This window comes from Micromonospora sp. NPDC051924 (genome assembly GCF_055586005.1).
The window spans coordinates 60,201-80,982 of sequence record NZ_JBVJJA010000035.1 but is presented as its reverse complement, the minus strand read 5'-3'; the positions used below and the strand labels follow the sequence as shown (position 1 = coordinate 80,982).

Genomic DNA, 20,782 nt, shown 5'->3' with positions numbered 1-20,782 from the left:
TTGGAGTGACAAACCTTGATACCGGAACTCCGCTTCTCACTCTCTGATCAACACACCCTTGACCGGCCTCTCCCACGCCTAACTGAACGGCGTTGCGGCTAGAGCGGGCGCGGGTGGGGCTGGTCGAGGGGCATCGGCACCTGGAGGAAGGTGGCGCCGCGCAGGTCCAGCCAGGCGCGGTCGGGGGCGCGGACCAGCCGGATCATCACCTCCGTGCAGTTCGGGCAGCGGCCGATCAGGCCGGGGGCGTGCGAGTAGACGTGCAGACCGGCCATCGGGCCGGTCATGCCGCAGTTGTCGCAGCGCCCGGTGGCGGCGCTCAGGTCCACCGCGAACAGCTCCCGCAGCGGCCCGTCGAGCATGTTGCCGTCCAGGTAGGACAGGTCGGTCATGGGGTCCTCCTCGCTGGTCACCCGGTGGGTCCGAAGCGTTCGGTCCGTACCCGCCGGGTCTGGTGGCCCAGCCCCACCAGCAGGTCCGCCACGGTCTCCACGAAGCCGGTGGGGCCGCAGACGTAGCAGAGCGGTTCCAGGTCGGGCGGCCAGCCGTGGCTGTTCACGTCGGCCAGGCCGATCCGGTGCGGCTCGCCGCGCCAGCCCTCCGGCGCCTGGCGGGTGTACACGTACGTCACGTCGAGCCCCTGGTCGTCGCGGGTCCGGCGGCGCAGTTCGTCGGCGTAGAAGGCGTCGTCGGGGGTGCGGACCGAGTAGATCAGGCGGAACGGCGCCCGGCTGCCGGCGGCGCGGCGGGCCCGCACCATGGCCATCAGCGGCACCACCCCGGAGCCGCCGGCGATCAGCAGCACCGGCGCGCTCTCCTCCGTACGCCAGACGAACCAGCCGCCGACCGGCCCGCGCACCTCCACCGGGTCCCCGTGCGCCCACACGTCGGTGAGGTACGGCGACACCTCCCCGTCGGGCACCTTCTGCACGGTCAGCTCGATCCGCTCCCCCTCGCCGGGCGCCGCCAGCGAGTACGACCGGGCCGCCTGGTAGCCGTCGGGGGCGGTGAGCCGCACGTCGACGTGCTGCCCCGGCAGGTGCCCCGGCCAGCCCGGCACGTCCAGCACCAGGGTCTGCGCGGTCGGCGTCTCCACCCGCCGCTCGGCGAGCCGGGCCACCCGCCAGCTCAGCGGGGCGACGACCCGCCCGCCGGTGGTCGGCGCGGCCACCTCAGTCGCCCTGGTAGCGCTGCTCGCGCCACGGGTCGCCGTAGTCGTGGTAGCCGGCGGTCTCCCAGAAGCCGGGCTGGTCGTCGACGAGCAGCCTGATGCCGCGCACCCACTTCGCCGACTTCCAGAAGTAGAGGTGCGGGACGAGCAGCCGGGCCGGGCCGCCGTGCTCGGCGGGGAGCGGACCATCCTCGTACGTGTGCGCCACCCAGGCCCGGCCGCCGCGCAGGTCGTCCAGCGGCAGGTTGGTGGTGTACCCGCCGTACGAGTGGACCAGCGCGTACCGGGCGGCGGTGTCGACCCCCTCGAGCAGCGTGTCCAGCGAGACGCCCTGCCAGGTGGTGTGCAGCTTGGACCAGCGGGTGACGCAGTGGATGTCCACGGTCGGCGTCTCCTGCGGCAGGCCCGTCAGCTCGTCCCACGACCAGCGGAACTCAACCCCGCCCTCCGTGGTCAGCACGAACTCCCAGGTGTCCAGCGGCACCTTCGGCGTCGGGCCGGCGGAGAGCACCGGGAAGTCCTGGGTGAGGTACTGGCCCGGGGGCAGGGCCGGTTCGGCCGAGCGGGGCCGGCCCTGGAAGCCGGGCGACACGATTCCCACCGGTCAGTCGTACCACCTGGAGTGGGCCCGGGCGAGGGATTCGACCGGACCCGCCGCGGCGGGTGACCACCGCGGCGGCCGGGTGGGGTACGGGTCAGTGCCGCTCGGCGACGACCTCCGCGTTGCCGGGTTCGCGGTCGCGGGTGGCGCGCAGGCTGGTCAGGGTGACGATCACCAGGACGCCGATGATGACGCCGAGCGAGGCGAGCGTGGGAATCTGCGGCACCCCGGGCCAGATGCCGTGCGCCCAGTGCAGGCCGAGCTTGAGGCCGATGAACGCCAGGATGATGGCCAGGCCGTAGCTGAGGTGCACCAGGCGGCTGAGCGCGGCGTGCAGCACGAAGTAGAGCGCGCGCAGGCCGAGCAGGGCGAACGCGTTGGTGGCGAAGACCAGGTACGGGTCCTCGGTGATGCCGTAGACGGCGGGCACCGAGTCGACCGCGAACACCACGTCGGTGCCGAGCACCGCGACCACGACCAGGGCGAACGGGGTGAGCGCGCGGCGGGCGCCCTGCCGGACGGTCATCCGGGTGCCGTGGTAGTCGTCGACCACCGGCATCACCCGGCGCAGCAGCTTCACCGACCGCATCTTGTTGATGTCGACCTCCTGCTCGTGCCCGGACAGGGCATCGCGCAGCAGCTTGACCGCGGTGGCGACCAGGATGATCGCGAACAGCAGGAAGGCGAAGTCGAGGGTCTGCAGGGCGGCGGCGCCGAGCGCGATGAAGACCGCGCGCAGCACCAGCGCGCCGGCGATGCCGTAGAGCAGCACCCGCTGGGCGAGCACGGCGGGCACCGCGAACGCGGCCAGCAGCAGCATGAAGACGAAGAGGTTGTCGACCGAGAGGGACTTCTCGACGAGGTAACCGGTGAGGTACTGGACGCCCAGCTCCGACCCGTACCGGGACCAGACCCAGGCGCCGAAGGCCAGTGGCAGAGCGATGTAGAACGCCGACCAGCCGAGCGCCTCCTTGATCGACACCTCGTGCGGCTTGCGGGTGACCAGGAAGTCCAGCACCAGCAGCGCGAGCACGCCGGCGATGGTGACCGCCCAGAGGGTGGGGGTGCCGACCGACGACAGCTCAGCGGCGGACAGGTATGACAATTCGGTCATGGAGCCTCCTCGAACACCGTGTCATGTTCGAGGTCTCCTTCACCCACGGAACGTGGGCAACCACCCGAGGCACGCCCGGGGCGCGCCGTACTGACCGGAATGGTTCGTGGGAAGTACTCCCCTCGGCCCGTCCAGGTTAGGGCAACCTCACCCCCGTCGCCAAGTCCACAACCCAGATGATTGCCCTGGTCAACAGCTGTGTGGACCGTCGGGCATGGTGCCCGGCGCGGTGGAGTCCTATGGTGTCGCGATGAGCAACCAGGGGCCGCTGACCGGCGTACGGGTGATCGAGCTGGCCGGCATCGGACCCGGCCCGTTCGCCGCGATGATGCTCGCCGACCTCGGCGCCGACGTTGTCCGCGTCGACCGGGTGGGCGGCGGCGGCTTCGGTGCCATCCCCGGCGACCTGCTGAACCGCAACCGCCGCTCGCTCGCCGTCGACCTGAAGAGACGCGAGGGACGCGACGTCGTGCGGGCCCTCGTCGCCGGCGCCGACGCGCTGATCGAGGGATTCCGGCCCGGGGTCACCGAGCGGCTCGGCCTCGGCCCGGACGACTGCCTCGCCGCCAACCCGCGACTGGTGTACGGCCGGATGACCGGCTGGGGGCAGGACGGCCCGCTCGCCCCGACCGCTGGCCACGACATCGACTACCTGGCGCTGACCGGCGCGCTGCACGGCATCGGCCGGGCCGGCGAGCGCCCGGTGCCGCCGATGAACCTGCTCGGGGACTTCGGCGGGGGCGGGATGATGCTGGCCCTCGGCGTCGTCGCCGCCCTGTACGCGGTCCGCGCCGGAGCCCCGGGACAGGTCGTCGACGCGGCCATCGTGGACGGCGTGTCGGTGCTGGCCACCCAGATCCACGCGCTGCGCCGGTTCGGCATGTGGCAGGACCCACGCGGGGTGAACCTGCTCGACGGCGGCGCACCCTTCTACGACACGTACGAGTGCGCCGACGGCCGCCACGTCGCGGTGGGCGCGCTCGAGCCGCAGTTCTACGCCGAACTGGTCCGGCTCACCGGCTTCCCGCTCGACGGCGACGAGGCGCCGGACCGCAACGACCCGGCGAACTGGCCGGCGCTGCGCGAGTCGTGGGCCCGGCTGTTCCGGACCCGCACCCGGGACGAGTGGACGGAGTTGCTGGCCGGCTCCGACGCCTGCGTGGCCCCGGTGCTGGACTGGGCGGAGGCGCCGGAGCACCCGCACCTGGCGGCCCGGGGCACCTTCGTCGAGCACGACGGGGTCATTCAGCCCGCCCCGGCGCCGCGCTTCTCCGCCACCCCCACCTCGGTCCGCCGGCCGGCCCCGCAGGCCGGCGCCCACACCGACGACCTGCTCGCGGAGGCCGGCTTCGCCGCCGACCGGATCGCCGCCCTGCGCGCCGCCGGCACGGTCGCCTGACCCGGCCGCCCGGTCGGTGGCGGTGATGCCGCGGCGCGCCTTGATCCACCCGCCGGTCTGGGCTCAGCGGCGGCGCGAGGTGGCCGGGGCCAGGGCCGGCTCCACCATGTCCCGGTAGTCGCGCGGCAACTGCACCACCACGTCCTGGAACTCCCCGCTGGTGATCGCCTCGCGCAGCGTGGTGAACACGGCCCGAACCGCGTCCCGGGCGACGTTCTCGTCGCCGCCGGCCCGCCGGGCCACCCGGGCGACGAACTCGGCCGCCCCGAACCGGTCGGCCGCCTCGGTCCGTGGGTGGGGCTTGAGCGCCTCCCACAGCGGCTTCGGCAGCTGCGCGGCGAGGTCCAGCACCTCACCGCCGGTCATCCGTTCGGAAAGGGTCTCCAGCGTGGCCCGGGTCAGGTCCGCCGCCCGCTCGTTCGACGTCCCGGTACGCCGGGCGACCCGGTCCACGAAGGTCCCGTACTCCATGCGTGGTACCCCCTTCGGTCCTCCGGCCGGACGCCTACCCGGCACGGCGACGCGGAAACGGTGAGCGGATTTCCCCGCCTCCCGGGCGTGACCGGCGGCCCGACGGGTAACCGCCGCCGGTCGTGACCGTGACTACAGGCGCGAGGAGCCCCACCCATGGCGAGTTACACGGACGTCCTTGACTACCTGTCCGCGCTGGACTACCCGGCCGGGAAGGACGACGTCATCCGCGAGGCCGAACGGGAGGGCGCACCGCCGGACGTGTTGCAGGCGCTGCGGGCCCTGCCGCCGGTGGACTACGCCAACGGCAACGAGGTGGCCCGGTCGGCCGGCATAGACGCCGCACCCGAGGTCGGCCGCTCGCAGCGCGCGGCCCAGGCCCGGGACAAGCATCCGCGGGTCTCGCAGCACCTGCGCGGCATCTGACGCCACCGGTGCCACGCCGGACCGCCCGGGCGGACGGGCACGTCCCGGCCGCCGTCCAGCTCATCCTGATGACGGTGGTCGGTGTGGTCTGCGGGGGCCTGGTCGGCATGCTGACGTCGCCGGCGCTGGCGCCGCTGGTCGGGTGGGACGCCGCCGCGTTCAGCTGGCTGGCGCTGCAGTGGGGGCGGTTGTCGCGGCTGGACGCGGCACGGACCGCTCGGCTGGCGAAGCTCGAGGACCCCAACCGGGCGATGCGCGACGTGCTGCTGCTGGCCGCCTGCCTGGCCAGCCTGCTTGCCGTCGGCGTGGTGCTGACCAGTGCGCACGCCGTCGCCTCCGGGCTTTCCCGGGACCTGTACGGCGTCCTCGGCGTGGTCAGCGTGGTGCTCTCCTGGCTCGTGGTGCACACCGTCTTCACCACCCGGTACGCCCGCCTGTACTACAGCGGCGAGCCCGGCGGGATCGACTTTCACCAGACCGAGCCGCCGTGCTTCGCCGACTTCGCGTACCTGGGCTTCACGGTGGGCGCGACCTTCCAGGTCTCCGACACCGACCTGTCCAGTTCAGAGATGCGCCGGACGGTACTGCGGCACACCCTGCTGTCATACCTGTTCGGCGCGGTCATCATCGCCGCAACGGTGAACCTCCTGGCCGGCTTGGCGGCGTGAAGGCCGGCCGCCCCGTGACAGGCGGGCGCCCCGGGTCACGAACCGCGACCTGGGGCGCCACGCAGCACCTGTCCCTGCCGGTCCGCGCCCGAACCGGGTCGCGACCGCCAGGCGGTGGATGTTCGCCCGAACCGGGCGGGCATCGCTGCCACGATCATCATACGACGCGGCATCAGCCGAACGGGTGACTATCGCGAAATTGTGGCCAGCGCCGCACCCGGCTCAGCCGGTCAGTTCCGCGTACCGCTTCTCCAGGTCCACCCTGGCCAGTGCCCCCACCAGCCAGGCCAGCCGCTCCGACTCGTCGGTGCCGGCCAGCCCGGCCAGGTCGGCCGCGGACCGGCCCAGGCCCAGCCGGCGCGCCGCGGCCAGCGCCCGCCGGTCCGCCACCGGCGCCACCTCGTGCCACACCGCCTGCGCCTCGCGCAGGAACAGGTCGGCCACCTCGTCGTCCACCCCGGGCAGCGCGGTGAGCATGCGCCGTTCCCGGGCCGGATCCTGGTGCGCCTCGGTGCGCAACCGGCGCAGGTCGCCCCGGTACCGGTCGACGATGGTCCGGGCCAGGTCACCGAGCACGTCGGCGAGCGCGTCAACGTCGCCGCGCTGCCCGGCCGCCCGCAGCACCCGTACCCGGTCCTCGTGCAGCGAGCGGGCCATCCGGGCGGCACTGTCCCAACCGGCCTCCCGCAGGGCCACCGCGGTGTCGACCCCCTTGCGGAAGTCGCCGCGCCGGGCGAGCAGAACGGACAGGTAGAGCACCTGGAACAGGTGGGACGGGTTGTTGATGACCCGGAATCCGTACCATTCGGCGAAGCCGCGCTCCCCGGCGAGCCGGCGGACCAGCCGCTTCTTGTCCTCGATGCTGGAAATCGCAGTGGTCGGCATGCCCGCGTCTACCCAGGCCCGGGCCAGGCATTCAGCCCAGGAAGCCGCCCCGCCGGTCGCGCGCCTTGAGCCGGGTGGTGGGCAGCGCCGGGGCCGGCAGCGGCGGCGCCGGGTCGTCGGCGACCGCGCCGAACCGCCGCCCCGCCATCCAGTCCTCCCGGGCCGCGGCGATCTCCTCGTGGGAGCGGCCGACGAAGTTCCACCACATCACCAGCGGCTCCTCGAACGGCGTGCCGCCGAGCAGCAGCAACCGGCTGCCCGGGGTGGCCCGCACGGTCAGGCTGCCCCGGCCCGCGCCCAGGTAGAGCAGCGCGCCGACGGCCAGCGACACGTCGTCCACCTCGGCGGTGCCGGACATCGCCAGCAGCCCGTACTCGAAGTCGCGGCGCAGCGGCAGCGTGGCCGGCGCCGGACCACGGACCTCGAGCTGCGCGCCGACCAGCGGGGTGTGCACCACCGCCGGGGAGCGCTCCCCGCCCACCTCGCCCACCAGGACGGTGACGTCCAGGTCACCGTCGCGAAAGCGGGGCAGCTCCGCGTGGTGGGCGAAGGCCGCCGCCCCGGCACGCGCCGGGTCGGGCAGCGCCACCCACAGCTGTACGCCGTGCATCAGCGGCGGGTGCACCGCCGGGGACCGCTCCGAGTGGGCGATGCCGTGGCCCGAGGTCATCACGTTGAGCTGCCCGGGTCGGATCGGCTGCACGTTGCCCAGGCTGTCCCGGTGCATGATCTCCCCGTCGAGGAGCCAGGTGACCGTCTGCAACCCGGTGTGCGGGTGAGGGGGCACCTCCATGCCCGGCCGCTCGGCGACGTCGTCCGGTCCGAAGTGGTCGACGAAGCACCAGGCCCCGACCATCCGCCGCTGCCGCTGGGGCAGCAGCCGCCGCACCGTGGTGTAGCGGCCGAGCGGCACGTCGTGGCCGGGCAGCAGCACGCTCGGCTGCTCGGCGGGGGCGGCGCCGGGCGGGAGGGTCTGCGCGGGCAAGGATTCGGTACGGTCCACCGCCCGACTCTACGCTCAGCTGTCCGCGACGGTCAGCGCGTTCATGCCGGCCCGGTTTCCGCCCGCAGACGCCGCTGGCCGGCACCCCGTGTCGGGGTGCCGGCCAGCGTGTTGTTCGGGTGTGGGTCAGCTGTTCCAGTGCTGGGCGACCAGGTCGGCGGCCTGCTGCTCCCACTGGGCGTAGGCGTCCGGGTAGGCCGACACCTGCACGGTCTGCGCGGCCTGGGTCAGCGGCATGTCCTGCCAGCCGTCGACCTGCTTGAGGCCCTTCTCGAAGGCGAGGGTCGAGTACTCGGGGTTGGTGATCTGCTCCGGCGTACCCCAACCACTGGAGGGGCGCTGCTGGAACAGGCCCAGCGAGTCATGGTCATTCTGGTCGCCGAGGTGACCCAGGTTCTCCAGCTTCGACTCCTGCAGGCTGGTGGCGATCGAGATGACCGCGGCCCGCTCCGGCAGACCCGCCTTCTTCGTCGCGGCGATGATCGCCTTGGCGTTACCGACCTGCTCGTCGTTCAGGGTGATCTTCGACTGGGCGCCCTGCACACCATGCGGGATCAGCTTGCCGGTGTCCGGCTTGTCCGCCTGCACGGCGACCGCGACCGGCTTGCCCTCCACGGGACGGGCCTCGGCGTGGGCGGCGATCGGACCGGCGAACACGCCACCGGTGAAGGCCAGGCCAGCAACACCAAGAACGCTCTTACGAATGATCGTGTTCATGGGAAAGCTCCATTCGGGGGTTTGGCACACCACACGCCGATGGGGGGTCGGCGGGTGCGCAAGCACCGTCAGGCGCTCAAGCAAAAAGGGGGGGAAGTCTTGCGGGGGGATCCGACGCTCGCGGGGCTTGGCCGCTTCGCGGCGCCGGGACCATGTGTAACGACCGGCGGCCCACCACCATTCCCGGGGGGCCCGCACCCGCTGTCGCGGGGCGTCGTCTTCCTCGGCCGTTCACCGGGATACAACGACCCCGGCCCGGCCACCATTCCGACCCCCGGATGCCCCCGGTCACACCCCCAAACCGGACACCACACCCCACCGATGACCACACCACCCACCCACCCGGCCGGTCGGTGGAGCGCTATGGAGGTATCCCGGTCCCGGTGACCTCCATGACGTTCCACCCACCGCACGCAGCCAGCCCACAATCGGACAAAACGCGCCCGCCGCCAGCCCCCGCTGGGCCCGGGCGCGGTCGCCGCCTCCGTCAGCGTCACCTTGATCCACTCGGCATGCCGCAACAGGCGGCAACCGGCACCCCGGACACCGCGACCTGCCGCAAGGGGAGTGGATCAACCAGCCCACGCGGGCCGCATCCAGGGACGGCGAGTGGCGATCAGGCCAGTCGGGATCGCACCTTCTCGGCGCACGCCGAGACCACGGTCCGGGCGTCCAGTCCCAGGCTCTCGATCGCCACGAGCGCGGTGAACACCACGTCGGCCAGCTCCGCCGCGACGTCCTCCCGGGTGTGGGTGACCCCCTTGCGCGGGTTCTGCCCGAGCACCCCGATCCAGGCGGCTGCCGCCTCCCCCGCCTCCTCGGTGAGCTTGAGGATGCGGCAGGTCAGCTCGGTGTCGCCGGAACCGTTGGCAGCGTCCAGCCAGTCGCGGGAGGCCCGGGCCGCGTCCCAGATCAACTCGTCCACCCGACCAGTGAACCGGACGGCGGTGACGATCCGTATCCGGGGGCACGGTGCGGCGACGAGGCCGCCGCCGGGACCGGGAGGGACGTGTCGGTGATGCCGGAGACGGTAGCGACGGTGTTCGCGGACGTGGTTCAGCGGAACCCGGGTGAACCCGAGTTCCACCAGGCCGTACGGGAGGTGCTGGAGAGCATCGGTCCGTCCCTGGCCCGTCACCCCGAGTACGCGGATGCGCGGATCATCGAGCGGATCTGCGAGCCGGAGCGGCAGATCATCTTCCGGGTGCCGTGGGAGGACGACCACGGCCGGGTACGGGTCAACCGCGGGTTCCGGGTGGAGTTCAACAGCGCGCTCGGCCCGTTCAAGGGTGGCCTGCGCTTCCACCCGTCGGTCTACCTGGGCATCGTGAAGTTCCTCGGCTTCGAGCAGATCTGATGCGGTTCTGCCAGAGCTTCATGACCGAGCTGTACCGCCACATCGGCGCGCAGACCGACGTGCCGGCCGGGGACATCGGGGTGGGCGTCCGGGAGATCGGCTACCTGTTCGGGCAGTACAAGCGGATCACCAACCGGTACGAGTCGGGCGTGCTCACCGGCAAGGGCCTGGCGTACGGGGGCGCGCAGGTGCGGCGGGAGGCGACCGGGTACGGGGCGGTCTTCTTCGCCGAGGAGATGCTGAAGCAGACCGGGGACACCCTGGACGGCAAGCGGGTGGTGGTCTCCGGCTCCGGCAACGTCGCCATCCACGCCGTCGAGAAGGTGCACCAGCTCGGCGGGACGGTGGTGGCCTGCTCCGACTCCGACGGGTACGTGCTGGACGAGAAGGGCATCGACCTGGCGCTGCTGCGGGAACTGAAGGAGGAGCGCCGGGCCCGGCTCGACGACTACGTGCGGCACGTGCCGCACGCGGTGGCCGTCTCCGGCCGTACCGTCTGGGAGGTGCCCTGCGACCTGGCGCTGCCGTGCGCGACGCAGAACGAGATCGGCGGCGCGGAGGCCGCGGCCCTCGTCGCCGGCGGCTGCGTCGCGGTGGTCGAAGGGGCGAACATGCCCACCACCCCGGAGGCGGTCCGCATCCTCGGCCGGGCCGGGGTGCGGTTCGCGCCGGGAAAGGCGGCCAACGCCGGCGGGGTGGCGGTGAGCGCCCTGGAGATGCGGCAGAACGCCAGCCGGGACTCGTGGACCTTCGACCGGTCGGAGCAGCGGCTGCGGGAGACGATGCGCGACATCCACGCGCGCTGCTGGGCCACCGCCGAGGAGTACGGCCTACCGGGCGACTACGTGGCCGGCGCGAACATCGACGGCTTCCGGCGGGTTGCGGAGGCGATGCTCGCCCACGGCCTGGTCTGATCCTCCACTGTGGCCGCCTGATCGTCTGGTCAGCCAGTGATTGACAGGGGTCGAGGGCGAGCCTAGGTTCAGGGCGCTACCGGCCGGTAGGCATCCGTCCCGCCTGGTCGCCCCGCCACCTGGGGCGGCACCCGTCCCCGGGGGAGCAACGATGCTGACCTCAACCACCCGTCTGGCCCGCCGGCTGCTCGCCGTCGGCGCGGCCCTCACCCTCACCATCGGACTCGCCGGCGCCGCGCCGGCCCTGGCCGCCGACAGTGACGACGACGGCAGCCAGCCGCTGCCCGGCTACACCATCAGCAACCCACCGCTGGCGCCGTTGGTCGTCGGCGGCGAGGCGACCACCGTCCGCCAGGGCATGCACGAGCACGCCGGCTTCATCATCGAGACCCCCGCCCGCTGGAACGGCGAGCTGGTGATGTGGGCGCACGGCTACCGCGGCCAGGGCAGCGTGCTCTCCCCCGAGCCGCCCGGCTTCGGCCTCCGCCAGCGGATGCTGGAGCAGGGGTACGCCTGGGCAGCGTCCTCCTACGACCGCAACGGGTATGACATCCGCTCCGGCGTGCTGGGCACGCGGGAACTCGCCGGCTTCTTCGCCGACACGGTCCGGAAGCCGAAGCGGGTGCTCATCGCCGGGGTGTCGATGGGCGGGCACATCATCGGCCGCTCGCTGGAGCAGTACCCGGACTACTACGACGGGGCGCTGCCGATGTGCGGGGTGCTCGGCGACCACGAGCTGTTCGACTTCTTCCTCGACTACAACCTGGTCGCACAGGCCCTCGCCGGGGTGCACGCCTACCCGACGCCGGACGACTACCTCACCAACGCGGTGCCGCGGATCCAGGTGGCGCTCGGGCTGGCCGGACTCAAGCCGGGCGGCGCGGACACCACCAACGACCTCGGCAAGCAACTGCGGGGCATCACCGTCAACCGCTCCGGCGGGCAGCGGCCGGGCGCGGACGCCGCCTTCGCGGTCTGGAAGGACTTCCTCTTCGGCATCGCCACCGTCAACGGCGGCGACTCCCCCGCCCAGCGCCCCGGCCAGCTCGCCACCAACCTGCTCACCCGGTACTCCCCGAACAGCCCGGTCGACGTCAACGCCACCGTGCAGCGGGTCGCCCCGGAGAACCTGTGGGAGCGGCTGTCACCGACGCTGACCGAGGTGCCGCGGATCAGCGGCCGGCCCACCGTGCCGGTGCTCAGCCTGCACGACCTCGGCGACCTGTTCGTGCCGTTCAGCATGGAGCAGGCCTACGCCCGGGACGCGGCGTGGCACGGCCGCAGCCGGCTCGTGGTCCAGCGGGCGATCCGGGCCGCCCAGCACTGCGAGTTCAGCCCGGCCGAGGCCGGCGCCGCCTGGGACGACCTCGTCTCCTGGGTAGGCACCGGCCAGCGCCCGGCCGGCGACGCGGTCACCGATCCGGAGGCGGTGGCGGCGCCGGACTTCGGCTGCCGGTTCAGCGACCCCGCGGCCTGGGCCGCAGGATCCGGTACCCGTCGCCTGTACGCACCCTGCCCATGACGGCGCGGCCGGGACCATGCCTCCGTCACGGTCCCGGCCGCCGCCCACGGGCAAGTCGTCAGGAGAGGGCATGCAACCCCACCTCGAAGGCACCGCGCATGCCGACGTACCCGTCGATCCGCTTCTCGATCTCGGCATAGTGCGTCCGCTGCGCGGCCGGCACCGCCGGGTCCTTCGCCGCGCTGACCAGGTCGACCACCCGCGCCGCCGGTCGGTACTCCATCCAGGTCGGCAGCACGGTCACGTCGGTGACCTCCCAGCCTCCTGAATCGGTACGGGTGAAGGTGAACTTGGGCACCACGGCGTCCTGCGTGTTCTCCGGAGCGCCGTCGTCGAACCGGGTGGTGAGGTTTCCCATCCCGTAGGCAACCCACTTCCTGCCGATCTTCTCGAACGGCTGTACCACGTGAACGTGGTGCCCGATGATCAGATCGATGTCGGGCGAGGCGAGCAACTCCCGGGCCAGGTCCAACTGGTCGTCGTTCGGCGCGTTCTGGTACTCGGTCCCCCAGTGCATGGAGAGGATGACGATCTCGGCACCCGCCGCTCGCGCCCGGTGCGCCGCCGCCAGGATGGCATCCCGGTCGATGAGGTTCGCCGCCCACGGTCGCCCGGGCGGGAGCGGGATGGTGTTGAAGCTCAGCGCGTACGAAAGCTGCGCGATCTTCACGCCGGCCACGTCGATGATGGTCGGTCGGGCCGCCTCCTCCGCGCTGCGGGCCGTGCCGGCGTGCCGCAGCCCGACCCGGTCGAGGTTGTCCAGAGTCCTGGTGACGCCCTCCATGCCGGTGTCCAGCGAGTGGTTGGATGCCGTGGAGCAGGTGTCGAACCCGGCCCAGGCCGCCGCGTCGGCCAACTCCGGGGGCACGCTGAAGGTGGGCCACCCGGTGAACGGACCGTTCGGTTCCGCAAGAGGTGTCTCCATGTGGCAGATGGCGAGGTCCGCGGCGGTCACCCGGGGACGGATCGCAGCGAGCACCCGAGTGAAGTCGTGGCCGCTGCGGCCCGCCGCCCGGGCGTCGGCGGCGGCCTGCTCCGTGAGCGGCGGGTGCACCAGCAGATCCCCTGCCGCCACCACGGTGAGCTGGTGCTTCGGACCCGGGGCCGGGGCCGTGACCCGCGGACCGGTGGAGCGAGCCGGCGTTACCCGTACCGGTTCTGTACAGGCCGCCGTCAGCAGCACCAGGACCACCGCAATGCCCAGCTTCACCCTCATTTCGGGAATCCTGCACAGGGCCTGTGCCACCCGAGGCTCGAATGCGAAGGACCCCTCCCAAGGGGGAGGGGTCCTTCGCATGCGGGTGTGGGTCAGCTGTTCCAGTGCTGGGCGACCAGGTCGGCGGCCTGCTGCTCCCACTGGGCGTAGGCGTCCGGGTAGGCCGACACCTGCACCGTCTGCGCGGCCTGGGTCAGCGGCATGTCCTGCCAGCCGTCGACCTGCTTGAGACCCTTCTCGAACGCGAGGGTGGCGTACTCGGGGTCGGTGATCTGCTCCGGCGTACCCCAACCACTGGAGGGGCGCTGCTGGAACAGGCCCAGCGAGTCATGGTCATTCTGGTCGCCGAGGTGACCCAGGTTCTCCAGCTTCGACTCCTGCAGCGACGTGGCGATCGAGATGACCGCGGCCCGCTCCGGCAGACCCGCCTTCTTCGTCGCGGCGATGATCGCCTTCACGTTCGCCACCTGCTCGCCGTTCAGGGTGATCTTCGACTGGGCGCCCTGCACACCATGCGGGATCAGCTTGCCCGTGTCCGGCTTGTCCGCCTGCACGGCGGCGACGGGCTTGGTGTGGGTCACGGGAGCCTCGGCGTGCGCGGCGATCGGACCGGCGAACACGCCACCGGTGAAGGCCAGACCAGCAACACCAAGAACGCTCTTACGAATGATCGTGTTCATGGGAAAGCTCCATTCGGGGGTTGGCACACCACACGCCGACGGGGGGGTCGGCGGGTGCGCAAGCACCGTCAGGCGCTCAAGCAAAAAGGGGGGAAAGTCTTTCAGGGGATCCGACGCTCGCGGGGCTTGGCCGCTTCGCGGCGCCGGGACCATGTGTAACGACCGGCGACCCACCACCATTCCCGGGGGCCCGTCACCCCGTCGGGCGGCGCGGTCTTCCTCGGCCGTGCACCCGTGTTCAACGACCCCGCCCCGGCCACCATTCCGACCCCCGGATGCCCCCGGTCACACCCCCAAACCGGACACCACACCCCACCGCCGGCCGGGCCGCGCACCCGCCCGGCCGGTCAGTGGAACGTCATGGACGTCTCCCGGCCCCGGTGACCTCCATGACGTTCCACCCACCGCACGCAGCCAGCCCCACAACCGGACACCGGCGACATAACCCCTCGCCGCCCGGGTCAGGCCGCCTTGGTCCACTCCATGTGCGGCAAGGAGCGGTATCCGGCCACCCTCACACCGCGACCTGCCGCAGACCGAGTTGATCATCCGCCGCGAGCGGGACCGGCCTAGCGGTCGTCCTCAGGAAGCCACCAACCGCCCCGGTAGAGCGTCCCCTGTGGCGGCGGGGCCGGCTCCGGCGGGGACACACGGGAGCGACGCGAGCGGCGGACCCGGTTCACCACGAACCAGCCGACCGCACCCGCGCAGACCACGATGACGACGTTCTGCAGCGTGCCCACGTACGTCTCGACCAGGTGCCAGTTCTCGCCGAGCAGGTAGCCGGCGAGCACGAAGGCGCTGTTCCAGATCAGGCTGCCCAGCGTGGTGTAGAGCAGGAAGACCGGCACCGGCATCCGTTCGACGCCGGCCGGGACGGAGATGAGGCTGCGGAAGATCGGAATCATCCGGCCGAAGAAGACCGCCTTGACGCCGTGCCGGAGGAACCACGCCTCGGTCCGGTCGACGTCCTCCAGCTTGACCAGCGGCAGCTTGGCCGCGATGGCGCGCATCCGGTCGCGGCCGAGCGCCGCCCCGACGTAGTAGAGGGCGAGCGCACCCAGCACCGAGCCGAGGGTGGTCCAGGCGATCGCCCCGAACAGGCTCATCTCGCCCTGGCTGGCGGTGAAGCCGGCCAGCGGCAGGATCACCTCACTGGGGATGGGCGGGAAGAGGTTCTCCAGGGCCACGGCGAGGCCGGCACCGGGACCGCCGAGCCGTTCGACGAGGCCGGTGACCCAGCCGACGGGTCCCTCGCCGGCCGGCTCCGCGGCCCTCGGGGCGCTCACCCGTGTTCCCACCAGGAGTTGCGCGGTTCCGATCATCCCGACAACGTTACGGGCGGCGGCCTCGGAGAACCCGGATCCAGAGCTGAAAGGGTCCTGTGAACCACGGATCCGGCCCGGTGCCGCCGAGCCGGAAGAGAGGAGAGTTCGCCTGTGCGTACGCCACTGCGGCTCGCGGTCGCCCAGCCGCTCTGCCGTTCCCACGACGTCGCCGGCAACGTTCGGGTCCACGCCGCGACGGTCCGCGCCGCAGGCGTACGGGTGGTGGTGTTTCCCGAGATGTCGCTGACCGGGTACGAGTTGGACGCGACGCCGGTGGAGCCCGAGGACGTCCGGCTCGCGCCCCTGGTCGCGGCGTGCGCCGAGACCGGGACGGTGGCGCTGGCCGGCGCGCCCGTGGCGGGACCGGACCGGCCGTACCTCGGGATCCTGGCGGTGGACGGCGCGGGCGCCCGGCTGGCGTACCGGAAGATGTGGCTGGGCGGGGCGGAGCCGCACCGGTTCGCGGCGGGGCCGGAGCCGGCGGTGTTCGAGGTGAACGGTTGGCGGCTCGGCCTGGCGGTCTGCAAGGACACCGGGGTGCCGCGGCACGCCGCGGAGACGGTGGCCCTCGGCGCGGACGCTTACCTGGCCGGGGTGCTGGAGTCCGCCGAGGACGCCGCGGTGCCGGCGGAGCGCGCTCGGCGGGTCGCCTCGGAGCACGGGGTGTGGGTGGCGGTGGCGAGCTTCGCCGGCGCCACCGGCGGTGGCTACTCGGCGGCGGCCGGCGGTTCCGGGATCTGGGCGCCGGACGGGTCGCCGGTGGGTCGGGCCGGAAGCGGGCCGGGCGAGCTGGTGCGCGCGACGCTCCATTGAGCGCGGACGCCGGGTGTCGGGCGGTCGCCTACGGTGGTCGGTGCGGGGCGCCGGCCCCGGGAACGAGGATGCCGATGACCGACACCGCCCCCCTGGCCTCCGGCCGCACCGCCGACGTGTACGCGCTGGACCGCGACCGGGTGCTGCGCCGGTACCGGTTCGACTGGGACGTGCGGGCCGAGGCCGAGATGATGCGGCACCTGCACGCCGAGGGCTTTCCGGTGCCCTGGGTGCACCACGCCGAGGGTCGCGACCTGGTGCTCGACCGGGTGGCCGGGACAACGCTGGTCGAGGCCTTCGTCGCGGGTGTCCTCGAGATCGGCGCGGGGGCGCGCCTGCTGGCGGACCTGCACGCGCGGCTGCACGCGCTGCCCGCCGTCCGGTCGACCGACCCGGCGGTCCGGATCCTGCATCTCGACCTGCATCCGGAGAACGTGCTCCTCACGCCGGGCGGCCCGGTCGTCATCGACTGGACCAACGTCACGGAGGGCCCGCCTGAGCTGGACCGGGCGATGACCGCGCTGATCCTCGCCGAGATGGCGGTGGACCGGTCCCTCCCGCTGTCGGCGGCGGCGCACGCCCTGCTCGTGGCGTACGTCGCCGAGGCCGGGCCGCTCGGGTCGGTGCCGGCGGCGGTCCGGCTGCGCGCCACGCTCGGTCCGCTGGACGCCGAGCGGCTGTCCGCGGTCGCGGCTCTGGTCGGGTCGGTGGTGGTCGGATGAACGGCCCCACCGAACGGGCGATCGGACGGCTCGCCGGGATCCGGCGCTATCCCGTGAAGTCCCTGCTCGGCGAGGACTTGGCGGCGGTCGAGGTGAGCGCCGCCGGGCTGGCCGGCGACCGGCGGCTGGCCCTGCTGCACCGCCGCACCGGCCGGGTGGCCAGCGCGAAGAACCCGTACCGGTGGCGGACCCTGCTCACCCTGCGGGCGGCCGGCGCCGGTCCGGTCATCGTGACGCTGCCGGACGGCCGCACCGTCGCGGCCGACGGCGACCGGGCCGACGAGATCCTCTCCGAACTGCTCGGCGAGCCGGTGACGCTCACCGGCACCCCGCCGGCGGACGCCGTGCTCGAACGGTCCAGGCCGGAGGAGGTGCTCGCGGCGGGCGTGGCGGTGCCGGTGACCGTGGACGAGGGGCGGCTCGGGGGCGCGGCGCCGCCGGGCGGCTTCGTGGACTTCGCCCCGGTGCACCTGGTGACCACCGCGACCCTGCGCCGGGTCGGCGCGGCCACCGCCGCGGGCGTGGTCAATCCGGCCCGCTACCGGCCGAACCTGCTGCTCGACACCGCCGGCGACGGGTTCGAGGAGAACGACTGGGTCGGCCGGGAGCTGCGGATCGGCGACGAACTGGTGCTGCGGGTGGTCGCGCCCACGCCCCGGTGCGCGGTGCCGACCCTGGCACACGGGGACCTCCCCCGCGACCTGGACGCGTTGCGCGTGCCCGCGCGGCTGAACCGGGTGGTGCCCCTGCCCGGCCTGTCCGCGCAGCCCTGCGTCGGGGCGTACGCGCAGGTGGTGCGGCCGGGCCGGGTCCGGGTCGGCGACCCGGCGGAGCCGGCCTAGGGGCCGTGGCAAGCCCTCGGCCCGACCGAGGACTGCGACACGGGCCCGGGCTGGTCAGCCCTCGTTGCGTCCGTTGCCGCGCAGCTGCCCGTACGCGTCGAGCAGCTGCTGGAGCGCGGCGGCCGTACCGTCGTCAAGCTTGCCGTCGGCGGCGGCCTCGTCGATCTTCTCGCGCAGGTCGTCGATCCGCTTGGCCCGGTCCTTGGGCTTGCCCCGGTCCAGCTCGGCCGCCTTCTCCCGCAGGTCGTTCGCGGTCTTCCGGTCGATCCGCCCGTCCGCGACGGCCTGGTCGAGCACGGCGGCGAACTGGGCGGCGAGTTCGCGCAGGGTGACCGGTGCGGGCCGGGTGGTGGTGGGTCCGGTGGTGGCCTCGGGCGGGGTGGACGACTCGGGCGCGGACTCCTCGGTCGGCGCCGAGGTGACTGGCCCGGTGCCGGTCGGGGCTTCGGAGTTGTCGTCGAACAGCAGCGTGCCGACCAGTCCGAGCAGCAGCACGAGTCCGGCCGCGACCAGCACCCCGATGAGCCGGTTCGACCGGGCCGGCGGGCGCGGCGGGGCCGGCGGCGGGACCGGGCGCACCGGCGCGGCGGCCCGGTCGATCAGGGTCGGCGAGTGCTCGGGTCGGGCGAGCGTGGGCAGGATGGCGGTCGGCGGGTCGGCCGGCTGACCAGCGCCGAACCGGGCGGCGAGCTGCGCGGCGGTGGGCCGCCGGGCCGGGTCCACGGCCAGGCACGCCAGGGTCAGCTCGGCGAGGTCGGCGGGCAGCCCGGGGACGCGCGGCGGCGGCACCGGGGGCCGGCGGGCCTGCACGTCGAGCACGTCGTCCCAGGTCTGCACGGGCAGCGGGGGCCGGCCGGTGAGGGTGCGGTAGAGCAGCGCGCCGAGGGCGTACACGTCGCTGGCCGGGTTGGCCGGGCCGGGCGTCATCCGCTCCGGGGCGAAGTAGGCGGGCGTGCCCATCAGCAGCTCGCCGGTCTGGCCGGCGAGCGGGTGGCGCGGCCCGGCGAGGGTGGCGATGCCGAAGTCGAGCACCTTGGCGCCGGTCTCGGTGAGCATCACGTTGCCGGGTTTGATGTCCCGGTGCACCACGCCGAGCTTGTGCGCGGCGGCCAGCGCGGCGGCGACCTGACCGGCCAGCCGGACCGCCTCCGGCCAGGCGAGCGGGCCGCCGGCCAGCCGGTCGGCCAGGGTGCGTCCCTCCACCAGCTCCATGACCAGGTAAGGCACCACCGAGCCGTCGGGCAGGGTGGCCTCGCCGTAGTCGTACACCTGGGTCACGTGCGGGTGGGTGAGCCGGGCGGCGGCGCGGGCCTCGCGCTGGATGGTGGCGCGCAGCTGTGGGTCGGCGGCGAGCTGCGTCGCGAGGGCCTTGACCGCCACCGGGCGGTGCAGGACCTCGTCGTCGGCGCGCCACACCTCGGACATCCCGCCGAGCCCGATGCGCTCGCGCAGGACGTACCGATCGTGCAGCCGCAGCATGGGCGTGAACGGGGACATGGTGGTCCAGTGTGCCTGGCGCCCGGCGGGCCACACCAACCCGGTGCCCGGTTCCGGACCGGCTGGGCGTTACCGGGTCGAACGGGGTGCCGCCCGGGTGGCGTGGGCCACCCGGGCGGGCGGATCGACCGGGGTCAGGGGTGGCAGGTGGGTGCGGCGGCCGGGCGGGGCTCCATGAGGTCGGCGAGGCGGCGCAGGGCGCCCGCGGCGGCCAGCCGGGTGGGGGCCAGCCGGGGCGCGCGGGGCCGGTCGGGGCGGATCGGGGCCTCGGGCCGGGCCGAGTTGACGTGACGCGTCACGGCGTCGACGGCGAGGACGTAGCCGGTGGAGTGTTCCATGGTCAGCTCCCTTGGACGGGTCCGGTGGAGGTGCGGACGACGAGGTCGGTGGGCAGGACGAGGTGGCCGTCGGCCGGGGCGGGCGGCGGTTCCAGCAGCAGTGCGGCGGCGAGCTGGCCCTTCTCCTCGGCCGGCTGGCGGACGGTGGTGAGCCCAGCGGCGGCCGCCTCGGCGATGTCGTCGAAGCCGGTCACCGAGATCGAGCGGTGGCCGGCCGCGGCGAGGGCGTCGAGCACCCCGAGGGCCAGCACGTCGGAGCAGGCCAGGACGGCGGTGGGTGGCTCATCGCCGGCCAGCACGTCCGTGACGGCGGCGGCCCCGGCGGCGCGGCTGTTGGCGGTGGCGTTGAGCACGGTGAGCGCGGGCCAGGGGACGCCGACGGCGGCGAAGGCGTCGGCGAAGCCGGTGAGCCGGCCGCGCGTGGTGGGGTGCGGTGCGTCCCCGGGTCCGGTCAGGCGCAGCGGCCCGGCTGGCGCGTCGGGCAGCACGGTGTCGCCGAGCAGGGCCACCCGGCGGTGGCCGAGCGCCGCGACGTGGTCGGCGACGGATCGGGCCGCAGCCCGCTCGTCGATGCCCACGTACCGGTCGTCGGGGCCGGCGTCGGCGCGCGGGGCGGTGGTGACGTAGGGCAGCCCCCGGTCGCGGATGGCCTGCAGGACCCACTCCTCGTCGCCGACGCAGTAGACGCAGAAGCCGTCCACGGAGGCGTTCTCGACCACGCTGCGGACGCGGGCCCGGTCGGCCGGCAGCGGCACCAGCAGCAGGCTGGTGCCGTGCCGCTCCGCGGTCCGGCTGACCCCGGCGAGGAACCGCACCGCGAACGGATCGGTGAAGGCGTACGACAGGTCGGAGGTGAACAGGACGCCGACCGCCCCGACGAACCCGCGCCGTAGCGAGCGGGCGGTCGGGTTGGGGCCGGGGTAGCCGAGCCGCCGCGCCGCGTCGAGGATCTTCGCCCGGAGCGTCGCGGAGAGCTGGTCCGGCCGGCTGTAGGCGTTGGACACGGTGCTCCTGGAGACGCCCACCGCGTCCGCCACGTCCTGCAGGGTCGGCTTCACCGGATCACCCTTCTGGATCGATTCAGAACTGGATCGATCC

At 73.4% G+C, this 20,782-nt stretch carries 23 protein-coding genes and 1 pseudogene; 9 read left to right on the top strand and 15 right to left on the bottom strand.

Features of this window, described 5'->3' with window-relative positions; translation table 11 throughout:
* Nucleotides 1-98: 98 nt before the first annotated feature.
* The 4 genes from ACZ6S5_RS25045 to ACZ6S5_RS25030 form a co-directional block, all read right to left on the bottom strand.
* Entirely contained in the window at nt 99-392 is a 294-nt protein-coding gene (locus ACZ6S5_RS25045) for a DUF6510 family protein (protein WP_466004210.1), read from the bottom strand.
* A 17-nt stretch (nt 393-409) separates the two neighbouring features.
* Nucleotides 410-1,171, bottom strand: coding sequence for a ferredoxin reductase (locus ACZ6S5_RS25040; protein ID WP_466004208.1), 762 nt, complete (start codon nt 1,169-1,171; stop codon nt 410-412).
* A gap of 1 nt (nt 1,172) precedes the next feature.
* Entirely contained in the window at nt 1,173-1,763 is a 591-nt protein-coding gene (locus ACZ6S5_RS25035; protein ID WP_466004214.1) for a sulfite oxidase-like oxidoreductase, read from the bottom strand.
* 103 nt (nt 1,764-1,866) lie between these two features.
* A complete protein-coding gene (locus ACZ6S5_RS25030; RefSeq protein ID WP_466004206.1) occupies nt 1,867-2,886 on the bottom strand; it encodes a TerC family protein in 1,020 nt (339 codons plus the stop codon).
* Between the two features lie 250 nt (nt 2,887-3,136).
* Between ACZ6S5_RS25030 and ACZ6S5_RS25025 the strand changes: the two genes are divergently transcribed.
* Nucleotides 3,137-4,285: a CaiB/BaiF CoA transferase family protein gene (locus ACZ6S5_RS25025; RefSeq protein WP_466004205.1), complete on the top strand. Its 1,149-nt coding sequence runs from the start codon at nt 3,137-3,139 to the stop codon at nt 4,283-4,285.
* Nucleotides 4,286-4,348: 63 nt separating this feature from the next.
* On the opposite strand, the gene ACZ6S5_RS25020 is transcribed toward ACZ6S5_RS25025, so the two are convergent.
* Complete coding sequence (locus ACZ6S5_RS25020) at nt 4,349-4,756, bottom strand: DUF2267 domain-containing protein (protein ID WP_466004203.1); 408 nt, start codon at nt 4,754-4,756, stop codon at nt 4,349-4,351.
* Between the two features lie 156 nt (nt 4,757-4,912).
* Here ACZ6S5_RS25020 and ACZ6S5_RS25015 point away from each other — a divergent pair, with 156 nt between their 5' ends.
* Together ACZ6S5_RS25015 and ACZ6S5_RS25010 are read left to right on the top strand one after the other, a co-directional pair.
* Nucleotides 4,913-5,182 (top strand): DUF2795 domain-containing protein, encoded by a 270-nt coding sequence (locus tag ACZ6S5_RS25015; RefSeq protein ID WP_466004201.1) that lies wholly within the window; start codon nt 4,913-4,915, stop codon nt 5,180-5,182.
* An 8-nt stretch (nt 5,183-5,190) separates the two neighbouring features.
* Nucleotides 5,191-5,850 carry a DUF1345 domain-containing protein gene (locus ACZ6S5_RS25010; RefSeq protein WP_466004199.1) on the top strand — a complete coding sequence of 220 codons (660 nt, stop codon included), beginning with the start codon at nt 5,191-5,193 and terminating at the stop codon, nt 5,848-5,850.
* 222 nt (nt 5,851-6,072) lie between these two features.
* Here the strand turns inward: ACZ6S5_RS25010 and ACZ6S5_RS25005 are convergent, their stop codons facing one another.
* The 4 genes from ACZ6S5_RS25005 to ACZ6S5_RS24990 form a co-directional block, all read right to left on the bottom strand.
* Complete coding sequence (locus tag ACZ6S5_RS25005; protein WP_466004197.1) at nt 6,073-6,735, bottom strand: hypothetical protein; 663 nt, start codon at nt 6,733-6,735, stop codon at nt 6,073-6,075.
* Between the two features lie 31 nt (nt 6,736-6,766).
* Nucleotides 6,767-7,738, bottom strand: a complete 972-nt coding sequence (locus ACZ6S5_RS25000) for a pirin family protein (RefSeq protein ID WP_466004195.1) — start codon at nt 7,736-7,738, stop codon at nt 6,767-6,769.
* Between the two features lie 126 nt (nt 7,739-7,864).
* Entirely contained in the window at nt 7,865-8,455 is a 591-nt protein-coding gene (locus ACZ6S5_RS24995) for a hypothetical protein (RefSeq protein WP_466004193.1), read from the bottom strand.
* Between the two features lie 616 nt (nt 8,456-9,071).
* On the bottom strand, nt 9,072-9,380 hold the full coding sequence (locus ACZ6S5_RS24990; RefSeq protein ID WP_466004191.1) for a pyrophosphohydrolase domain-containing protein: 309 nt from the start codon (nt 9,378-9,380) through the stop codon (nt 9,072-9,074).
* Nucleotides 9,381-9,473: 93 nt separating this feature from the next.
* On the opposite strand from ACZ6S5_RS24990, the pseudogene ACZ6S5_RS24985 reads away from it, so the two are divergent.
* The 3 genes and pseudogenes from ACZ6S5_RS24985 to ACZ6S5_RS24975 form a co-directional block, all read left to right on the top strand.
* Nucleotides 9,474-9,874: pseudogene (locus ACZ6S5_RS24985) on the top strand (Glu/Leu/Phe/Val dehydrogenase dimerization domain-containing protein); the annotation flags it as partial.
* Nucleotides 9,875-10,048: 174 nt separating this feature from the next.
* Nucleotides 10,049-10,726: a dehydrogenase family protein gene (locus tag ACZ6S5_RS24980; protein ID WP_466004213.1), complete on the top strand. Its 678-nt coding sequence runs from the start codon at nt 10,049-10,051 to the stop codon at nt 10,724-10,726.
* Nucleotides 10,727-10,877: 151 nt separating this feature from the next.
* Nucleotides 10,878-12,248 carry an alpha/beta hydrolase family protein gene (locus ACZ6S5_RS24975; protein WP_466004190.1) on the top strand — a complete coding sequence of 457 codons (1,371 nt, stop codon included), beginning with the start codon at nt 10,878-10,880 and terminating at the stop codon, nt 12,246-12,248.
* 58 nt (nt 12,249-12,306) lie between these two features.
* On the opposite strand, the gene ACZ6S5_RS24970 is transcribed toward ACZ6S5_RS24975, so the two are convergent.
* The 3 genes from ACZ6S5_RS24970 to ACZ6S5_RS24960 all read right to left on the bottom strand — a co-directional run bounded on the left by ACZ6S5_RS24970 (nt 12,307) and on the right by ACZ6S5_RS24960 (nt 15,469).
* Complete coding sequence (locus ACZ6S5_RS24970) at nt 12,307-13,464, bottom strand: CapA family protein (protein ID WP_466004188.1); 1,158 nt, start codon at nt 13,462-13,464, stop codon at nt 12,307-12,309.
* 92 nt (nt 13,465-13,556) lie between these two features.
* Nucleotides 13,557-14,144, bottom strand: coding sequence for a hypothetical protein (locus tag ACZ6S5_RS24965; protein ID WP_466004186.1), 588 nt, complete (start codon nt 14,142-14,144; stop codon nt 13,557-13,559).
* Between the two features lie 569 nt (nt 14,145-14,713).
* The gene (locus ACZ6S5_RS24960; RefSeq protein ID WP_466004185.1) at nt 14,714-15,469 is read right to left on the bottom strand and encodes a DedA family protein; all 756 of its coding nucleotides are present in this window, start codon (nt 15,467-15,469) and stop codon (nt 14,714-14,716) included.
* A gap of 114 nt (nt 15,470-15,583) precedes the next feature.
* Here ACZ6S5_RS24960 and ACZ6S5_RS24955 point away from each other — a divergent pair, with 114 nt between their 5' ends.
* The 3 genes from ACZ6S5_RS24955 (at nt 15,584) to ACZ6S5_RS24945 (ending at nt 17,849) form a co-directional block, all read left to right on the top strand.
* The gene (locus ACZ6S5_RS24955; protein ID WP_466004183.1) at nt 15,584-16,285 is read left to right on the top strand and encodes a carbon-nitrogen hydrolase family protein; all 702 of its coding nucleotides are present in this window, start codon (nt 15,584-15,586) and stop codon (nt 16,283-16,285) included.
* A 74-nt stretch (nt 16,286-16,359) separates the two neighbouring features.
* Nucleotides 16,360-17,007: a phosphotransferase gene (locus ACZ6S5_RS24950; RefSeq protein ID WP_466004181.1), complete on the top strand. Its 648-nt coding sequence runs from the start codon at nt 16,360-16,362 to the stop codon at nt 17,005-17,007.
* On the top strand, nt 17,004-17,849 hold the full coding sequence (locus ACZ6S5_RS24945; protein ID WP_466004180.1) for an MOSC domain-containing protein: 846 nt from the start codon (nt 17,004-17,006) through the stop codon (nt 17,847-17,849). The genes ACZ6S5_RS24950 and ACZ6S5_RS24945 overlap by 4 nt, the downstream gene beginning before the upstream one ends.
* Nucleotides 17,850-17,903: 54 nt before the next feature.
* On the opposite strand, the gene ACZ6S5_RS24940 is transcribed toward ACZ6S5_RS24945, so the two are convergent.
* The 3 genes from ACZ6S5_RS24940 to ACZ6S5_RS24930 all read right to left on the bottom strand — a co-directional run bounded on the left by ACZ6S5_RS24940 (nt 17,904) and on the right by ACZ6S5_RS24930 (nt 20,742).
* Nucleotides 17,904-19,346: a serine/threonine-protein kinase gene (locus tag ACZ6S5_RS24940; RefSeq protein WP_466004178.1), complete on the bottom strand. Its 1,443-nt coding sequence runs from the start codon at nt 19,344-19,346 to the stop codon at nt 17,904-17,906.
* Between the two features lie 134 nt (nt 19,347-19,480).
* Nucleotides 19,481-19,684 (bottom strand): hypothetical protein, encoded by a 204-nt coding sequence (locus ACZ6S5_RS24935; protein WP_466004176.1) that lies wholly within the window; start codon nt 19,682-19,684, stop codon nt 19,481-19,483.
* 2 nt (nt 19,685-19,686) lie between these two features.
* On the bottom strand, nt 19,687-20,742 hold the full coding sequence (locus ACZ6S5_RS24930; RefSeq protein WP_466004175.1) for a LacI family DNA-binding transcriptional regulator: 1,056 nt from the start codon (nt 20,740-20,742) through the stop codon (nt 19,687-19,689).
* Nucleotides 20,743-20,782: the final 40 nt, after the last annotated feature.